Annotated in this window: 14 protein-coding genes; 13 read left to right on the forward strand and 1 reads right to left on the reverse strand. The window is 71.7% G+C overall.

Annotated features, from left to right (window positions below):
* Nucleotides 1–131: 131 nt before the first annotated feature.
* From SCA03_RS29795 to SCA03_RS29845, 11 genes are all read left to right on the forward strand, one after another.
* The gene (locus SCA03_RS29795) at nucleotides 132–1,400 is read left to right on the forward strand and encodes an extracellular solute-binding protein (protein ID WP_030886248.1); all 1,269 of its coding nucleotides are present in this window, start codon (nucleotides 132–134) and stop codon (nucleotides 1,398–1,400) included.
* A gap of 80 nt (nucleotides 1,401–1,480) precedes the next feature.
* Entirely contained in the window at nucleotides 1,481–3,001 is a 1,521-nt protein-coding gene (gene folC / locus SCA03_RS29800; RefSeq protein WP_230989002.1) for a bifunctional tetrahydrofolate synthase/dihydrofolate synthase, read from the forward strand.
* A complete protein-coding gene (locus SCA03_RS29805; protein WP_086815730.1) occupies nucleotides 3,001–3,366 on the forward strand; it encodes a DUF4233 domain-containing protein in 366 nt (121 codons plus the stop codon). Before folC ends, SCA03_RS29805 begins: the two co-directional genes overlap by 1 nt.
* Nucleotides 3,367–3,510: 144 nt before the next feature.
* Nucleotides 3,511–3,924: a nucleoside-diphosphate kinase gene (gene ndk, locus SCA03_RS29810; protein WP_030886256.1), complete on the forward strand. Its 414-nt coding sequence runs from the start codon at nucleotides 3,511–3,513 to the stop codon at nucleotides 3,922–3,924.
* Between the two features lie 332 nt (nucleotides 3,925–4,256).
* Nucleotides 4,257–5,276: a rod shape-determining protein gene (locus SCA03_RS29815; RefSeq protein ID WP_030886259.1), complete on the forward strand. Its 1,020-nt coding sequence runs from the start codon at nucleotides 4,257–4,259 to the stop codon at nucleotides 5,274–5,276.
* Nucleotides 5,277–5,439: 163 nt separating this feature from the next.
* Nucleotides 5,440–6,378, forward strand: a complete 939-nt coding sequence (gene mreC, locus SCA03_RS29820; protein WP_030886261.1) for a rod shape-determining protein MreC — start codon at nucleotides 5,440–5,442, stop codon at nucleotides 6,376–6,378.
* A gap of 6 nt (nucleotides 6,379–6,384) precedes the next feature.
* On the forward strand, nucleotides 6,385–7,104 hold the full coding sequence (gene mreD, locus SCA03_RS29825) for a rod shape-determining protein MreD (RefSeq protein WP_030886264.1): 720 nt from the start codon (nucleotides 6,385–6,387) through the stop codon (nucleotides 7,102–7,104).
* Between the two features lie 85 nt (nucleotides 7,105–7,189).
* Entirely contained in the window at nucleotides 7,190–9,562 is a 2,373-nt protein-coding gene (gene mrdA / locus SCA03_RS29830; RefSeq protein ID WP_086815732.1) for a penicillin-binding protein 2, read from the forward strand.
* Nucleotides 9,559–10,758, forward strand: a complete 1,200-nt coding sequence (gene rodA, locus SCA03_RS29835) for a rod shape-determining protein RodA (RefSeq protein WP_030886269.1) — start codon at nucleotides 9,559–9,561, stop codon at nucleotides 10,756–10,758. The genes mrdA and rodA overlap by 4 nt, the downstream gene beginning before the upstream one ends.
* Nucleotides 10,759–10,871: 113 nt before the next feature.
* Entirely contained in the window at nucleotides 10,872–12,428 is a 1,557-nt protein-coding gene (locus SCA03_RS29840; protein WP_086815733.1) for a CYTH and CHAD domain-containing protein, read from the forward strand.
* A 95-nt stretch (nucleotides 12,429–12,523) separates the two neighbouring features.
* Nucleotides 12,524–14,464, forward strand: a complete 1,941-nt coding sequence (locus tag SCA03_RS29845; protein WP_030886276.1) for a TIGR03960 family B12-binding radical SAM protein — start codon at nucleotides 12,524–12,526, stop codon at nucleotides 14,462–14,464.
* A gap of 77 nt (nucleotides 14,465–14,541) precedes the next feature.
* Here SCA03_RS29845 and SCA03_RS29850 read toward each other — a convergent pair whose 3' ends face one another.
* On the reverse strand, nucleotides 14,542–14,916 hold the full coding sequence (locus SCA03_RS29850) for a VOC family protein (RefSeq protein ID WP_030886279.1): 375 nt from the start codon (nucleotides 14,914–14,916) through the stop codon (nucleotides 14,542–14,544).
* A gap of 202 nt (nucleotides 14,917–15,118) precedes the next feature.
* On the opposite strand from SCA03_RS29850, the gene SCA03_RS29855 reads away from it, so the two are divergent.
* A complete protein-coding gene (locus SCA03_RS29855; protein WP_086815737.1) occupies nucleotides 15,119–15,673 on the forward strand; it encodes a GNAT family N-acetyltransferase in 555 nt (184 codons plus the stop codon).
* A 259-nt stretch (nucleotides 15,674–15,932) separates the two neighbouring features.
* Complete coding sequence (locus SCA03_RS29860) at nucleotides 15,933–16,730, forward strand: TIGR03936 family radical SAM-associated protein (RefSeq protein WP_030886282.1); 798 nt, start codon at nucleotides 15,933–15,935, stop codon at nucleotides 16,728–16,730.
* Nucleotides 16,731–16,766: the final 36 nt, after the last annotated feature.

Below are 16,766 nucleotides of genomic sequence, written 5' to 3' on the forward strand. Positions count from 1 at the left end.
GGCACAATCTGCCAGCACAGGGGGCTACGCACGGGTAAGAACGTGCTGGCCTCCTCTTTTGTGGGCGGGCGAGGTCATGAACACGTCACGCCACCTTCACATCTTTCGCTTCCCGACCCTGGAGTCACACAGTGCAGCGACGCCAGTTCCTCCGCGGCGCCCTCACGGTCGCCTCGGCCGCCGCGCTCGGCGGACTCACCGCCTGCGGCAGCGACGAGGACGACAACACCCTGAACCTGCTCGCGGCCAGCTACGGCAAGAGCGTCGGCTCGGGCATCACCGACCAGTGGGACGACTTCATCTCCGCGTTCGAGAAGAAGCACCCCGACATCAAGGTGAAGCTGGAGACCGTCCCCTTCACCCGGATCGACGAGGAACTCGCCAAGCGCGTCAAGGAGGGCCGGGCGCCCGACCTCTCCCAGGGCAACGTCTTCGCCGCCTACGCGGAGCAGGGCAAGCTCCACCGGGCCAGCGACCTGTTCCGCATCCCGGTCCAGGCCGACTTCCTCACTTCGTTCGCCCAGGCCGGAGAGGTCGACTTCGCGCAGTACGGCATCCCGTTCCTCGCCAGCACCCCGCGCCTCTTCTACAACACGGCCCTCTTCGAGAAGGCCGGCATCAGCGGGCCACCGCGCAGCTGGGACGGACTGCGGGAGGCCGCCCGCGCCCTGAAGAAGGCCGGTGTGCACACGCCCTACGGCCTCGCCCTGGGCCCGGAGGCCGCCGAGGACGAGGCGCTGACCTGGATGCTCGCGGCCAACGGCGGCTACAGCAGCACCGCCGGCTACGACTTCCTCAAGGGCGAGAACATCCACGCCCTCAGCTGGCTGCGCGAGGAGCTGGTCGCCGACGGCCTCGCCGGCGAACCCGCCCGGCTGACCCGCACCAAGGCGTACGAGGGCTTCCTCAAGGGGCGGATCGGCATGCTCAACGCGCACCCGCTGCTGCTCGGCACGGCGGACAAGGCCAAGCTGCCCTACGCCCACACCCCCTTCCCCAAGGAGACGGGCGGCGCCGCACCGCCCGTCGGCCTCACCGACTGGCTGATGGCCTTCAAGAACGGCAAGCGCGAGCAGGCCGGCGCGTTCCTCAACTTCCTCTACGGCGCCGACTCGGCCCGCGAGTACGGCGGCGGCCAGGGCACCCTCCCGGTCACCGTCTCCGGCTCGCGTGCCCTGCGCAAGGAGCCCTCGCAGCGCCCGCTGCGCCCCTTCATCGACCAGATGCCCGACGCCGAGTTCCAGCCGATGAACCACACCTCCTGGCCCGCCGTCCGCTCCCGCGTCCAGCACAGCATCGGCAAGGCCGTCGACCCGAAGGGCCCGAGCCCCCGCTCCGTCCTCGCCTCGCTCCAGCGGGCGGCCGACACCGCGGAGCGCTCGACCCGCTCCACCGGCTGACCGGGCCCGGTGCGCGCCGGTACGCACCCGGGGGTGACGCCCGCCCGGGAGCCGCGGTGCCCTTACGTAGACTGGTCCACGTGAGCGACGAGCACCGGCCCCACGAACCCGAGGACTCCCCGTTCGAGGAGATCGTCGGCGAAGAGACCGACCGCGACCCGGACCTGGCGGTGATCGAAGCGGGCAGCCGCACCCTGCGGGCGCAGGCGGGGCCGCCGCAGCAGGACGTGGTGCCGGGCCGCCCGGAGGACCCCGAGGTGGACCGGCAGTTGCGCCGGGTCGAGGACGAGCTGGCCACCCGCTGGGGCGAGACGAAGCTGGAGCCCTCGGTCAAGCGCATCGCCGCGCTGGTCGACGTGCTCGGCGAGCCGCAGCGCGCCTACCCCTCGGTCCACATCACCGGCACCAACGGCAAGACGTCGACGGCCCGCATGATCGAGGCCCTGTTCGCCGCCTTCGAGCTGCGTCCCGGCCGCTACAGCTCGCCGCACGTGCAGTCCGTCACCGAGCGCATCAGCATCGACGGCGCCCCCGTGCCGCACGAGAAGTTCATCGAGACGTACGACGACATCAAGCCGTACATCGAACTGGTCGACTCCCAGCAGGACTACCGGCTGTCCTTCTTCGAGGTGCTCACCGGCATGGCCTACGCGGCCTTCGCCGACGCGCCCGTGGACGTGGCCGTCGTCGAGGTCGGCATGGGCGGCACCTGGGACGCCACCAATGTGATCGACGCCAACGTCGCCGTCATCACGCCCATCTCCCTGGACCACACCGACCGGCTCGGCGAGACGCCCGAGCAGATCGCGGTGGAGAAGTCCGGCATCGTCAAGCCGGACTCCACGGTCGTGCTGGCCCAGCAGCCCGTCGAGGCCGCCTCCGTCGTCCTGAAGAAGGCCGTCGAGGTGGACGCCACCGTGGCCCGCGAGGGCATGGAGTTCGGCGTCGTCTCCCGGGAGCTGGCGGTCGGCGGCCAGCAGCTCACCCTGCGCGGCCTGGGCGGTGAGTACCCGGACATCTTCCTGCCGCTGCACGGCGCCCACATGGCGCACAACGCGGCCGTCGCCCTCGCCGCCGTCGAGGCGTTCTTCGGCATCGGCCAGCAGCAGGCCCGCACCCTGGACATCGACGTCATCCGCCAGGCGTTCGCCTCGGTCACCTCGCCCGGCCGGCTGGAGGTCGTGCGCACCAGCCCGACGGTCGTGCTGGACGCCGCGCACAATCCGGGCGGCGCCCGCGCCACGGCGGAGGCCGTCAGCGAGGCGTTCGGCTTCACCCGGCTGGTCGGCGTGGTCGGCCCGAGCGGGGACAAGGACGTCCGCGGCATGCTGGAGGCGTTCGAGCCGATCTTCGCCGAGGTCGTCGTCACCCGGAACTCCACCCACCGCGCCATGGACGTGGACGAGCTGGCCGGCCTCGCGGTCGAGGTCTTCGGCGAGGAGCGGGTGCAGGTCGAGCCCCGGCTGGACAGCGCGCTGGAGGAGGCGATCACGCTCGCCGAGGAGGAGGGCGAGTACGCCGGCGCCGGGGTGCTGGTCACCGGCTCGGTCATCACGGTCGGCGAGGCCCGGCTGCTGCTCGGCGTGGGAAGGAATCGCTGATGCGGACCCTGTGCGCCTCCACGCTGGTCGGCGAGTTCTTCATCATCGGCTTCGCCGGTCTGGTCGCCATGCAGACGAGCGACCTGTCCACGGCGACGGTGTGGACGGTCAGCGGTGTCGCGATGGCGCTGTGCGTGCTGCTGTGCGGCTTCATCACCCGCCCCGGCGGCGTGGTACTGGGCTGGATCCTGCAGATCGCCCTGATCGCCAGCGGTTTCGTCGTCCCGACGATGTTCTTCCTCGGCGCCTGTTTCGCGGGGCTGTGGTGGGCCTCGGTGCACTTCGGCCGGAAGATCGACGAGGCCAAGGCCCGGTTCGCCGAGAGTGCCGCGACCGAGGGCGTCCCCGAGCCGGACACTGCGTGAACTGACGCGCCCTCACCCATGTAGCCTCGTGCGCACCGCCGGGTACCGCGGCGCCGGGCACCACCCGTCCGCCGTAGGCGCGGCGCCGGCCGGGCACCGCCCCCGGGCGGTCGAAGCACAACGCAGTCAAGGAGCCCTGAAGAGATGACCCAGCGCACCCTCGTCCTCCTCAAGCCCGACTCGGTCCGCCGTGGTCTGGTGGGCGAGATCCTCGGCCGTATCGAGAGCAAGGCCGGGTGGACGATCGCGGCCATGGAGCTGCGCACCCTGGACCGCGGCACGCTGGAGCAGCACTACGCGGAGCACGAGGGCCGTCCGTTCTACGAGCCGCTGATGGAGTTCATGGCCTCGGGGCCGTCCGTCGTCATGGTCGTCGAGGGCGAGCGGGTCATCGAGGGCGTGCGTGCGCTGGCCGGTCCGACCGACCCGATCGCCGCCGCGCCCGGCTCCATCCGTGGTGACTTCGGCACGATCGTGCGCGAGAACCTCATCCACGCCTCCGACTCGGAGGAATCGGCCGCGCGCGAGCTGAAGCTCTTCTTCCCCGAACTGGACTGACACCGGCCATGACCTGCGAGGCGGCACCTGTTCCCGCCGGCAGGTCGACTGCGGGCCGAGCCCTGGTCAGGCATGTGCACGGCGGCTCACGGGAACCCGTCACACCGACACGACGTCACCAATACGGAGGACGATCGGTGTTCCGCCGACAATGTGGCGGAGGAACCGTCTCTGCGTGTTCGAGCAGACGCGTCTACGATGGAACCCTCGCGCTCCGGAACGCCCTTCGGGCCTGGCGGCCCGGGGGAGCGGCTCCCGGCGCGTAGATCTCCCTCCCGTACCCACACTGCACCGCCCCACTTGGAAGGCCTGACGCATCCATGGGAACCAACATGTCGTTCATCGGCCGTGATATGGCTGTCGACCTCGGGACCGCCAACACGCTGGTGTACGTCAGGGGTCGCGGGATCGTCCTCAACGAGCCGTCCGTCGTCGCCATCAACACCAACACCGGCGGGATCCTCGCGGTGGGTGCCGAGGCGAAGAAGATGATCGGCCGGACCCCCGGCAACATCGTCGCCGTGCGGCCGCTGAAGGACGGCGTGATCGCCGACTTCGAGATCACCGAGCGGATGCTCCGCTACTTCATCCTCAAGATCCACAAGCGGCGTTACCTCGCCCGCCCGCGCGTGGTGGTGTGCGTCCCGTCCGGCATCACGGGGGTCGAACGCCGGGCCGTCATCGAGGCGTCGACGCAGGCCGGCGCCCGCCAGGTGCACATCATCGAGGAGCCGATGGCCGCGGCGATCGGCTCCGGCCTCCCGGTGCACGAGGCCACCGGCAACATGGTCGTGGACATCGGCGGCGGCACCACCGAGGTCGCCGTGATCTCGCTCGGCGGGATCGTCACCGCCCAGTCGATCCGGGTCGCCGGTGACGAGCTGGACAACGCGATCATCCAGCACATCAAGAAGGAGTACAGCCTGCTCCTCGGCGAGCGCACCGCCGAGAGCATCAAGATCACCATCGGGTCCGCGCACGACCTGGACAAGGACGAGCACACCGAGATCCGCGGCCGTGACCTGGTCAGCGGTCTGCCCAAGACGGTGGTGATCTCCGCGTCCGAGGTCCGCAAGGCCATCGAGGAACCCGTCAACGCGATCGTGGACGCGGTCAAGACGACCCTCGACAAGTGCCCGCCGGAGCTCTCGGGCGATGTGATGGACCGGGGCATCGTGCTCACCGGCGGCGGTGCCCTGCTGCGCGGACTGGACGAGCGGCTGCGCCGCGAGACGGGCATGCCGATCCACATCGCGGAGGACCCGCTGGACTCGGTGGCCCTGGGCTCCGGCAAGTGCGTGGAGGAGTTCGAGGCCCTCCAGCAGGTTCTCGACGCGCAGCCCCGTCGCTGACCCCCGGCGGCCGGGCGTCACCGTCGCACCGCTGCCACCCCGCACCACAACTGCACGGAAGCACTGACCGTTCACCCGGCGGGTCGTTCATCGCAGTGGCGGCCCGCCGTCACGCACCCCGCGGCTGCGGGGCTGCCCCACGAGAAAGGCTCGGCCGCCGCACGTGAGGGACACACGAGAAAGCCGGCTGCTGCTCGTCCTGTTGATCGCCGTCGCGTTCGCACTGATCACGGTGGATCTCAGAGGGGGCGAGCACTCCCCGCTCGACGGTGCGCGGTCGGGGGCCGCCTCCGTTCTGGGCCCGGTCGAGAAAGGCGTCGCATCCGCTGTCGATCCTGTCGGCAACGCGATCGGCGCCATTCGCGATTCGGGCGAACGGCACGACCGCATCGCCGCGTTGGAGAAGGAGAACGCCTCGCTCAAGGCGCAGCTGGGCTCCAAGGACCGCACCCGCTCCCGCGCCAGAGAGCTGGACAAGCTGCTGAAGACGGCCGGAGCCGGCGGATACGGCGTCAAGGGCGCCCAGGTCGTGGCGATCGGCGCGGCGCAGGGCTTCTCCTGGACGGTGACGATCGACGCGGGGAAGCGCGACGGCATCCGGCGGGACATGAGCGTCATCAACGGCGACGGGCTCGTCGGCCGGGTGTCCACCGTGGGCCCCTCCACCTCCACCATCGTGCTGGCCAACGACCCGGACTTCACCGTCGGCACCCGGCTGGAGGGGAGCAACGAGCTGGGCTTCGCCACCGGGCGGGGCGGCGGCGACCTGACCGTCCAACTGCTCAACGGCAAGGCCAAGGTGAAGAAGGGCGACCGCCTGGTCACCTTCGGCTCGCGCGACAACAAGCCCTTCGTGCCCGGGATCCCGGTCGGTGAGGTCACCCGGGTCAACCGGCACAAGGGCGATCTGACCCGGACGGTCAGCGTGCGGCCCTACGTCGGCTTCACCCGGCTCGACCTCGTCGGCGTCGTCGTCGAGCCGCCGCGCAGCAACCCGCGTGACGAGGTGCTCCGCTCGAAGAAGCCGGCGAAGCCCAAGCCCGCGCCCACGGTGACCGTGACCGCCACGCCCAGCGGCACCCCCGCATCCCCGAGGAGCTGACCGCCCGTGTACATCAACCGGATGCTGCTCACGGCCGCGCTGGTCGTCGTCGGCCTCATGGTCCAGGTCACCGTCCTCGCCAGACTCCAACTGCCCGGCGCCGTGCCGGATCTGCTGCTGCTCGTCGTGCTCGGCCTGGCGCTGGTGTACGGGCACACGGCCGGGGCGCTCGTCGGGTTCTTCGCCGGGCTGCTGGCCGACGTGGCCCCGCCCGCCGACCACGCGGTGGGCCGCTACGCGCTCGTCCTCTGCCTGATGGGCTACGTCGCCGGGCTGACCCGGCCGGAGAACGGACAGCACCGCTCGGCGACGGTGCCCATGCTGGTGGTCGCCGGGGGCGCGATCTGCTCGACGCTGCTGTACGCCGGGGTGGGCGCCCTCGTCGGGGACACCGCGGCCCGGCAGGTCGGCCTGACGGGGCTGCTGACCAGCGCCACCGTCTACGATCTGCTGCTCGCACCGTTCACCGTGCCGCTGATCATGGCGCTGGCGCGGCGCTTCGAGAAGGATCCGCTGGCGGCCGAGGGCGGCGGCGCCCCCGGCGGCGAGCGTGCCTACGGCTGGATCAGCTCCGGCGCCGGTCTGGCCTCCTCGAACGGCAGCCTCTTCGGCCGCGGCAGGACCTCGCGCGGCGGCAAGGCGGGGCTGCCCGGCCGGCGCGGCGGTGTGCTGGGCCGGCCCGCGCGCGGCAAGGGGACCGGCGTCAAGGGGGTCAAGCGGCTGTGAACTCCCCTGTCTCCGACTACTACAGCCCTGACCGCTACAGCCCTGACCGCTCCGGCTGCTTCTCGGTGAGGAGGCGCTGCGCGACGTGAGCAACATTCCTGAGACCGGCCGGTCCTCCCGCGTCACCATCCGGCTCGTCGCCATCCAGATCCTGGTGATGTCGCTGCTGCTCACCCTCGGCGGGCGGCTGTGGTACCTCCAGGTGCGCAACGGCGACGAGTACCAGAAGGAGGCGAAGGGCAACCACGTCCAGCAGGTGGTGGATCCCGCCGTCCGCGGTTCGATCCTCGACGCGCGGGGCGTGCCGATCGCCGACAACGAGACGAGGCTGGTCGTCTCCGTCTCCCGCACCGAGATGATGAAGCAGGACGACGAGGGCAAGGCGGTGCTGGAGCGGCTCGCGCGGGTGCTGGGCATGTCGCCGAAGACCGTCAAGGAGAAGGTGCGGCTGTGTGACGCGAAGACGCCGCAGCCGTGCTGGAACGGCTCGCCCTACCAGCCGATCCCGGTGACGGACGACGCCAAGCCGCAGCAGGCCATGCAGATCCGGGAGCGCTCGGAGGACTTCCCCGGGGTGACGGCCGAACCGGCCGCCGTGCGCCGCTACCCGGCCCCGTACGGTGCCAACACCGCGCAGGCGCTGGGCTATCTCTCGCCGGTCACCGACGAGGAGATCGAGAAGGCGAAGGACACCGACTCCCCGTTCCTGCCCGCCGACGAGGTCGGCCGCTCCGGGCTGGAGCGCACCTACGACAGCAAGCTGCGCGGCAGCGCCGGCGTCACCCGCTACGAGGTGGACAACCTGGGCCGGGTGATGGGCCGCGCCGACAGCGACAAGGCCAAGCCCGGCGACAACCTGGTGACCTCGCTGGACTCCCGTGTCCAGGCCGTCACCGAGAAGCAGCTGGACCAGGCGATGAAGGCCGCGCGCCACGAGTTCGACAAGAACACCGGGCGCAACTACAAGGCGGACGCGGGCGCGGCCGTCGTCATGGAGAACAAGACGGGCCGGGTGGTGGCGATGGCCTCCAACCCGGAGTACGACCCGAACGCCTGGGTGGGCGGCATCTCCGGCAAGGAGTACGCCAAGCTCACCGGCAAGAAGTCGAACTACCCGCTGCTGAACCGCTCGATCCAGGGGCTCTCGGCGCCCGGCTCGATCTTCAAGGTCATCTCGACGTCCGCCGCGGTGAAGGCCGGTTACCCGTTCGACGGCAACTACGACTGCTCGTCCAGCTACGAGGTCGGCGGTCAGGTGTTCAAGAACTTCGAGTCCAAGGGCTACGGCAACATCGACCTCGGCCGTGCGCTGGAGGTCTCCTGCGACACCGTCTTCTACGACCTGGCGTACAAGGAGTGGAAGAAGGACGGCGGGAACATGCCCAAGAAGGGCGCCAAGGACTGGTTCTACAAGATGGCGCACGAGTTCGGGCTGGGCAAGAAGACCGGTGTGGACCTGCCCAACGAGGTCTCCGGCCGGGTTCCCGACCGCCGGTGGAAGAAGGAGTACTGGGAGGCCAACAAGGACGCCTGGTGCAAGCAGGGCAAGGACGGGGGCGACTCGTACGCCGCGAAGATCGCCAAGGAGAACTGCGTCTCCGGGATGAAGATGCGTGCCGGTGACAGCATCAACTACTCCATCGGACAGGGCGACACGCTGGTGACACCGGTGCAGATGGCGACGATCTACAGCGCGCTCGCCAACGGCGGCACGCTCTACGACCCGACGCTGGGCAAGGCGATCGTCAGCGCCGACGGCAAGTCCGTCAAGGAGATCGAGCCGCAGCCGCACGGCAGGCTGCCGCTGAGCAAGAAGACGCTCGCGCAGATGGACAAGGCCCTCCAGGGCGTGGCCACCCGGGGTTCGGCCGCCTGGCGGTTCGGGCAGGCCGGCTGGCCGCAGGACAAGATCAAGATGCGGGCCAAGACGGGTACGGCGGAGGTCGCGGGCAAGCAGACCACGTCCTGGCTGGCCACCTACACCGACGACTTCACCATCGTCATGACGATCTCCCAGGGCGGTACCGGTTCGGGCGCCTCGGGCCCGGCGGTCCGCAAGATCTACGACGCGCTCTACGGCGTCGGCGGTGGCGGCGGCATCGACAAGAAGAAGGCGCTGCTGCCGAAGCCGGAGGCAGGACTGCCGAAGATCAGCAAGGACGGCAACATCGAGGCCCAGCTGGACAAGGACTCCCCGGGCGACAGCGCGAAGCCCAAGGACGTGCCGGAGGACGCCACCCAGGACGTTCCCGGCGACGGCCGCCGGCAGCCGCCGGGCACCCGCAGGGAGGACGAGGGCCCGCCGCAGCCGCCGCAGGGCGAGGCACAGCAGCCCGCCGCCTACCGGCCGGGAGAGGACTCCCGGCAGACGGGACGCGGAGCCGCCGCGCGCAACGCCTTCCTCGCGCTGGCGCACGATTCCGGGCAGCGGCGGTACCCGGGCGGTGAGCGACGGTGAGCACCCGTACCTTCTCGCTGGACGGCTACGGCCCCCGCCGCCGGTCGGCCTGGGACCGGCTGACGGCCCGTGACTCCGTCGTCTGGCGGATGGACTGGTTCATGCTGCTGGCCGGGGCGGCGCTCGCCGTCGTCGGCTCGCTGCTGGTCTACTCGGCGACCCGCAACCGGACGGAGCTGAACCAGGGCGATCCGCAGTACTTCCTGCTGCGGCACGTCCTCTACCTCCTGATCGGCATCGGCATGATGGCCGGCACCGTCTGGCTGGGGCACCGCAGGCTGCGCGGGGCCGTGCCCGTGCTCTACGGCATCTCCGTGCTGCTGGCGCTGTGTGTGCTCACCCCGCTGGGCGCCACCATCAACGGCTCGCGGGCCTGGCTGAACCTGGGCGGCGGGTTCACCATCCAGCCGGCCGAGTTCATCAAGATCACGGTGATTCTCGGGATGGCGATGCTGCTGGCCGCCAAGGTCGACGCGGGGGACCGGGAGCACCCCGACCACCGCACGGTCGTGCACGCGCTGGGTGTGGCCGCGCTGCCGATGGCGGTCATCATGCTGATGCCGGACCTGGGCTCGGTGATGGTGCTCGTCGTCATCGTGCTGGCCGTGCTGCTGGCGTCCGGCTCGTCGAACCGCTGGGTGCTCGGGCTGGTGCTGGCCGGTGCGGTCGGCGCGGTGCTGGTGTGGATGCTGGGGCTGCTGGACGAGTACCAGATCAACCGCTTCGCGGCGTTCGCCAACCCGGCGCTGGACCCCGCGGGCGTGGGCTACAACACCAACCAGGCCCGGATCGCCATCGGTTCGGGCGGCCTGTTCGGCAAGGGTCTCTTCCACGGGACGCAGACCACCGGGCAGTTCGTCCCCGAGCAGCAGACGGACTTCGTGTTCACGGTCGCGGGCGAGGAGCTGGGCTTCGTGGGCGCCGGGCTCATCCTCGTGCTGCTCGGTGTCGTCATCTGGCGGGCCTGCCGGATCGCGCGGGAGTCGACGTCGCTGTACAGCACGATCGTGGCCGCCGGCATCGTGGCCTGGTTCGCCTTCCAGGCGTTCGAGAACATCGGGATGACCCTGGGCATCATGCCGGTGGCCGGGCTGCCGCTGCCGTTCGTCTCCTACGGCGGTACGTCGATGTTCGCGGTCTGGATCGCCGTCGGCCTGCTCCAGTCCATCCGCACCCAGCGGCCCATAGCGGCCTGACGGGCCGGGCCGTTCGGTCCGGCCCGGCCCGGGCCCGCCGGTTTTTCGGCAATCCGGGTATCCGCGCACACCGCACCGTTGCGTGCCGGTGTGCGCGGATTTACGTTCCGGACATGGCGCAGGTGCGGGAGATCGAGCGGAAGTACGAGCCGACACCACAGGCCGCGGCGGCCGGGACGGTGACGCTGCCCTCCTGCGCGGGGGTGCCCGGGGTGGCCGGGACGGTCGACGAGCCGCCCGTCGAGCTGGACGCCACCTACTACGACACCCCGGATCTGCGGCTGGCCGCCGACCGGATCACACTGCGCCGGCGCACCGGCGGCAGCGACGCCGGCTGGCACCTCAAGCTCCCCGCCGACCCGGCCGACCCGGGCGTCCGCGACGAGATCCAGGCTCCGCTCTCGCCCGGGCCGCCGCGCGAGCTGGCCGGGCTGGTGCGCTCCCGGGTGCGCGCCCAGCCCCTCGTCCCGCTGGTGCGGCTGCGGCAGCGCCGTACCGTCCGCCGGCTGCTGGACGCGGACGGTGCCTCCCTGGTGGAGCTGAGCCTCGACGAGGTGCGGGCCGAGCGCTGCGGCACCGAGGGGGCGGCCACCGCGTGGACGGAGGTCGAGGCCGAGCTGGCCGAGGACGCCGATCCGGCCGTGCTGGACGCGCTGGAGCCGGTGCTCACCGCCGACGGGTCGGGGCTGCGCCGCTCCGCCGCCCCGTCCAAGCTGCGGCGTGCCCTGGAGGAGACGGGCGCGGCGCCCGGCGCCGGGGACGGCGGTCAGGACGGCGGGAGCGCCGGCGCGGTCGTCCTGCGGCACGTGCGCACGCAGGTGCGGGCCCTGATCGAGCTGGACCCGGCCGTGCGCCGTGACGTGCACGACTCCGTGCACCGGATGCGGGTCGCCACCCGCAGGCTGCGCAGCGCCTTCCGCTCCTTCGGGCGGGTCCTGGAGCCGGAGGCCACCGGACCGGTCGGTGACGAACTGGCCTGGCTCGCCCGGGAGCTGGGCGCCGACCGCGACCAGGAGGTGCTGGCCGCGCGTCTGACGGACCGGCTGGCCGGGCTGCCGGATCAGCTGCGGCACGGCCCGGTGGACGAGCGGCTGCGGACCTTCTGCGCCGGCGGGCGCACCGGCTCCCGCGGCCGGCTGCTCGCCGTGCTCGACAGCGACCGCTACCTGGAGCTGCTGGAGACGCTCACCGGGCTCCTCGACGCGCCTCCGCTGCGGCCTGCCGCGCACGCGGCGCCCGGCGAGGTGCTGGCGCGCGCCGTCCGCCGGGACCACGAGCGCCTCGCCCGCCGGGTGGACGAGGCGCTGGCCGCACCGGCGGGCGACGGGCGCGACCGGGCGCTGCACGAGGCACGCAAGGCCGTGAAGCGGGCCCGGTACGCGGCGGAGGCGGCCCGTCCGGCGCTGGGCGCACCGGCCAAGCAGTACGCGGCGGTCACGACCCGGGTGCAGGAGCTGCTGGGCGACCACCAGGACAGCGTCCTCGTCCGGCGGGCGCTGCTGCGGATCGCCGCGCAGGCGCACGCAGCCGGGGAGCCCTCGTTCCCGTACGGCGTGCTGTACGAACGGGAGGCGGCCCTCGCCCAGGCGCGCGAGGCGGAACTGCCCGGCCTGTGGGCGCGGGTGGTGCGTGCCGCGGGCCCGTTCCGGCGCACGGCGCCCGAGGAGTAGCGGACGGCCGCGGGGGAAGTGGGCCCGGGGGCCGCCGCTGAGGGAACCGTTACGCTGGAGGACTGCCCCTGTCGGTCCTACGAAAGCGCGCCGAGATGCCCGTCGAGTCGGTCTTTCCCCAGCTTGAGGCCCTGCTCCCGCACGTCCAGAAGCCGATCCAGTACGTCGGCGGCGAGCTGAACTCCACCGTCAAGGACTGGGACGAGTGCGACGTGCGCTGGGCGCTGATGTACCCGGACGCCTACGAGGTGGGTCTGCCCAACCAGGGCGTCATGATCCTCTACGAGGTGCTCAACGAGCAGGAGGGCGTCCTCGCCGAGCGCACCTACAGCGTCTGGCCCGATCTGGAGAAGCTGATGCGGGAGCGCGGCGTCCCGCAGTTCACGGTCGACGCGCACCGCCCGGTGGGCGCCTTCGACGTGCTGGGCGTCTCCTTCTCCACCGAGCTGGGTTACACCAATCTGCTCACCGCGCTGGACCTCTCGGGCATCCCGCTGGAGTCGAAGGACCGCACCGTCGACCACCCGATCGTGATGGCGGGCGGCCACGCGGCGTTCAACCCCGAGCCGATCGCGGACTTCGTCGACGTGGCGGTGATCGGCGACGGCGAGCAGGCCGTGCTGGACGTCAACGCGATCATCCGCGCCTGGAAGGACGAGGGCCGGCCCGGCGGGCGGGACGAGCTGCTGCTGCGGCTCGCGAAGACCGGCGGGGTGTACGTGCCCCGCTTCTACGACGTCGAGTACCTGCGGGACGGGCGCATCTCCCGGGTCGTGCCCAACCGTTCGGGCGTGCCGTGGCGGGTCAGCAAGCACACCGTCATGGATCTGGACGAGTGGCCGTACCCGAAGAAGCCGCTGGTCCCGCTCGCGGAGACGGTGCACGAGCGGATGTCCGTGGAGATCTTCCGCGGCTGCACCCGCGGCTGCCGCTTCTGCCAGGCCGGGATGATCACCCGGCCGGTGCGCGAGCGTTCCATCACCGGCATCGGCGAGATGGTCGACAAGGGCCTGAAGAACACCGGCTTCGAGGAGGTCGGCCTGCTCTCGCTCTCCTCCGCCGACCACAGCGAGATCGGCGACATCGCCAAGGGCCTGGCCGACCGCTACGAGGAGGACAAGGTCGGCCTCTCGCTGCCGTCCACCCGCGTCGACGCCTTCAACATCGACCTGGCCAACGAGCTGACCCGCAACGGCCGCCGCTCCGGCCTCACGTTCGCGCCGGAGGGCGGCAGCGAGCGCATCCGCAAGGTCATCAACAAGATGGTCTCGGAGGAGGATCTGATCCGCACGGTCGCCACCGCCTACGGCAACGGCTGGCGCCAGGTGAAGCTCTACTTCATGTGCGGTCTGCCGACCGAGACCGACGAGGACGTCCTCCAGATCGGCGACATGGCGGTCAACGTCATCGCCAAGGGCCGGGAGGTCGCCCAGTCCAACGACATCCGCTGCACGGTCTCCATCGGCGGCTTCGTCCCCAAGCCGCACACCCCGTTCCAGTGGGCGCCGCAGCTGTCGGCGGAGGAGACCGACGCACGGCTGGCCAAGCTCCGCGACAAGATCCGCGGGGACAAGAAGTACGGCCGCTCGATCGGCTTCCGCTACCACGACGGCAAGCCCGGCATCGTCGAGGGCCTGCTCTCCCGGGGCGACCGCAGGGTCGGCGCGGTCATCCGCGAGGTCTGGGACCAGGGCGGGCGCTTCGACGGCTGGCGCGAGTACTTCTCCTACGACCTGTGGATGGACTCGGCCGCCAAGGCGCTGCCCGAGTACGGCGTCGACGTCGACTGGTACACCACCCGCGAGCGCTCCTACGAGGAGGTCCTGCCCTGGGACCACCTCGACTCCGGTCTCGACAAGGACTGGCTGTGGGAGGACTGGCAGGACGCCCTCGACGAGACGGAGGTCCCCGACTGCCGCTGGGACCCCTGCTTCGACTGCGGCGTCTGCCCCCAGATGGGCACCGACATCCAGATCGGCCCGACGGGCAAGAAGCTGCTGCCGCTCTCGGTCGTCGACAGCGGCGCGTCCGGCTAGCACGGCCAGGACCGCCCCGCGTGCCCGCGCACCGGGGCGGCCCCGCCGTCCGGCCTCGGCGCCGACGGAGGCGGCCCTCAGTGCCGGCAGAGGCAGAAGGGGTGGCCGGCCGGGTCGGCGTAGACCCGCCAGTTGGTCTCCGGGTACAGCTCGTCGGTGCGCTCCAGCACGGTGGCGCCCAGCTCCAGCACGCGCTTCTCGTCCGCCTCGATGTCGTCCACGTCGAAGTCCAGATGCATCTGCTGGGGCGTCCGCTGCCCGGGCCACTCCGGCGGGCGGTAGTCCTGCACCCGCTGGAAGGCCAGCGGCGTCCCTTCGAACCCGTGCACCTCCACCCATTCCGGGTCGTCCGGGTCGGGCACGACCCGCCCGCCGAGCAGGGCCGCGTAGAACTCCGCGAGCCGTAGCGGGTCCGGGCAGTCCAGCGCGACGGCCTGAAGCCTGCGAATCATCTCCGCCTCTTCTCCCTCGGGATCCGGTTGCGCTGCGTCCCACCGCGCCCTCACGCCCGTCGGCCCGCCCGGGCGGTCCGCCTCGTGCGGAGGCCGGCGACGCACGCGGCGCAATCTATACGGACCGGCCCGTCCCCCGGGAGGGGCGGTGGGCGCTTCGGGCGGACGCCGGGGCGGCTCCGGCCGGTGCCAGACTGACCGGATGCCGCAGCTGACCGAACCCACGACCGATGTGCACGCCTCGTTCCTGGAGGCGATGGAGGAGTTCGCCGCCGAGGGGCGCGGCCGGCCGGAGGACGGCTCGAACATCGCCCGCGACATGCGGCGCTTCGGCGCGCACTGGCACGAGCCGGACGCGTTCGCCGGCTACGTCCGCCATGTCCGGGAGATGGTCACCGAGGAGACGGCGGCGAGCGTCGGTTCCGTGCCCACCTCCACCTTCTGGTACGTCGACGGCACCACCTACCTCGGCCGGATCGCCGTCCGCCACCGCCTCGACGACTTCCTCTTCGAGCGGGGCGGGCACATCGGCTACGACGTGCGCCCCACGGCCCGGCGGCGCGGGCACGCCACCGCCATGCTGCGTGCCGTCCTGCCCCGGGCCCGCGCGCTCGGCCTGGAGTCCGTCCTCGTCACCTGCGACGAGGACAACACCGCCTCGCGCCGGGTGATCACCTCCTGCGGCGGGAAGCTGGAGGACCAGCGGGGCGAGAAGCTCCGGTACTGGATCGGCCTCGCTTACGGCCCGGCGGTCTGACCCCGCGGCGGGCCCGGCCGGGAGCGGGAGCGGCGGCCGGGAAGCGTGCCGCGTACCCTGGTCCGAAGGATCATCCGCACGGACGCCCGGGCGCGTACCGCGCTCCGCCCCGCACCGGGGCCGGGAGCGCGCGGTGCGGACCTCCGTCTTCGTACACGTCCTGTCAACGAAGGGCGGCAGCTCACGCGCGTGCCGCCCGGCACCGAGGAGAGAACCACTGGGCAAGCGACAGCCCGAAGGCCCGCCGCCCGCGCCCGCAGTGCAGCGCGTGCGCCTGCGCTACACCAAGCGGGGCCGCCTTCGGTTCACCAGTCACCGCGACTTCCAGCGCGCATTCGAACGGGCGCTGCGCCGGGCCGAGGTGCCCATGGCGTACTCCGCCGGCTTCACCCCCCACCCCAAGGTCAGCTACGCCAACGCCGCGCCCACCGGGACCGGCAGCGAGGCGGAGTACCTGGAGATCGCCCTGGTCCAGCGGCGCGACCCCGGGGAACTGCGGACGCTGCTGGACGCGTACATGCCTGACGGCCTGGACGTCGTCGACGCCGTCGAGGCCCGCGGCAGCGACTTCACCGACCGGTTGGAAGCCTCCGAGTGGGAGCTGCGGCTGGACGACGTCACCCCGCAGGAGGCCGCGGACGCCACCGCCGCCTTCCTGGCCGCCGACACCGTCGAGGTGCAGCGCCGGACGAAGAAGGGCGTGCGCACCTTCGACGCCCGCGCCGCCGTCCTGTCCCTGACCTCGGCCGCGGCAGCCCCCGGGGACGGCCCCGTACGCAGGGCCGATGGGCCGGGCACGGCTGCCTGTGCGATACTGCGCCTGGTGGTACGGCACCTGACACCCGCTGTACGACCCGACGACGTCCTGTCCGGTCTCCGCGCTGCGGCCGGCCTGGCGCCGCAGGTCCCCGCAACGGTGACCAGGCTGGCGCAGGGGCCGCTCGATGAGGAGTCCGGCACGGTGACCGACCCGTTCGCGCCCGACCGCGAAGCGCCCGGCGAGCCCAGTGGCCCCGCCGGGACGAGCATCGCGACGGCGCCGGGCCGCACCGCGTAGGGAGCGCCGCCGAAGCGCCGCCGTCGGCACACGCCA

This window comes from Streptomyces cacaoi (assembly GCF_006539165.1).
In the GTDB taxonomy this organism is placed as follows: domain Bacteria; phylum Actinomycetota; class Actinomycetes; order Streptomycetales; family Streptomycetaceae; genus Streptomyces; species Streptomyces cacaoi.

What these genes read in the sequence shown, in the direction of transcription:
- SCA03_RS29805 (WP_086815730.1), top strand. Translation starts at nt 3,001, where the DNA reads ATGCGGACCCTGTGCGCCTCCACGCTGGTCGGCGAGTTCTTCATCATC.
- ndk (WP_030886256.1), top strand. Translation starts at nt 3,511, where the DNA reads ATGACCCAGCGCACCCTCGTCCTCCTCAAGCCCGACTCGGTCCGCCGT.
- SCA03_RS29815 (WP_030886259.1), top strand. Translation starts at nt 4,257, where the DNA reads ATGTCGTTCATCGGCCGTGATATGGCTGTCGACCTCGGGACCGCCAAC.
- SCA03_RS29840 (WP_086815733.1), top strand. Translation starts at nt 10,872, where the DNA reads ATGGCGCAGGTGCGGGAGATCGAGCGGAAGTACGAGCCGACACCACAG.
- SCA03_RS29845 (WP_030886276.1), top strand. Translation starts at nt 12,524, where the DNA reads ATGCCCGTCGAGTCGGTCTTTCCCCAGCTTGAGGCCCTGCTCCCGCAC.
- SCA03_RS29850 (WP_030886279.1), bottom strand. Translation starts at nt 14,916, where the DNA reads ATGATTCGCAGGCTTCAGGCCGTCGCGCTGGACTGCCCGGACCCGCTA.
- SCA03_RS29855 (WP_086815737.1), top strand. Translation starts at nt 15,119, where the DNA reads ATGCCGCAGCTGACCGAACCCACGACCGATGTGCACGCCTCGTTCCTG.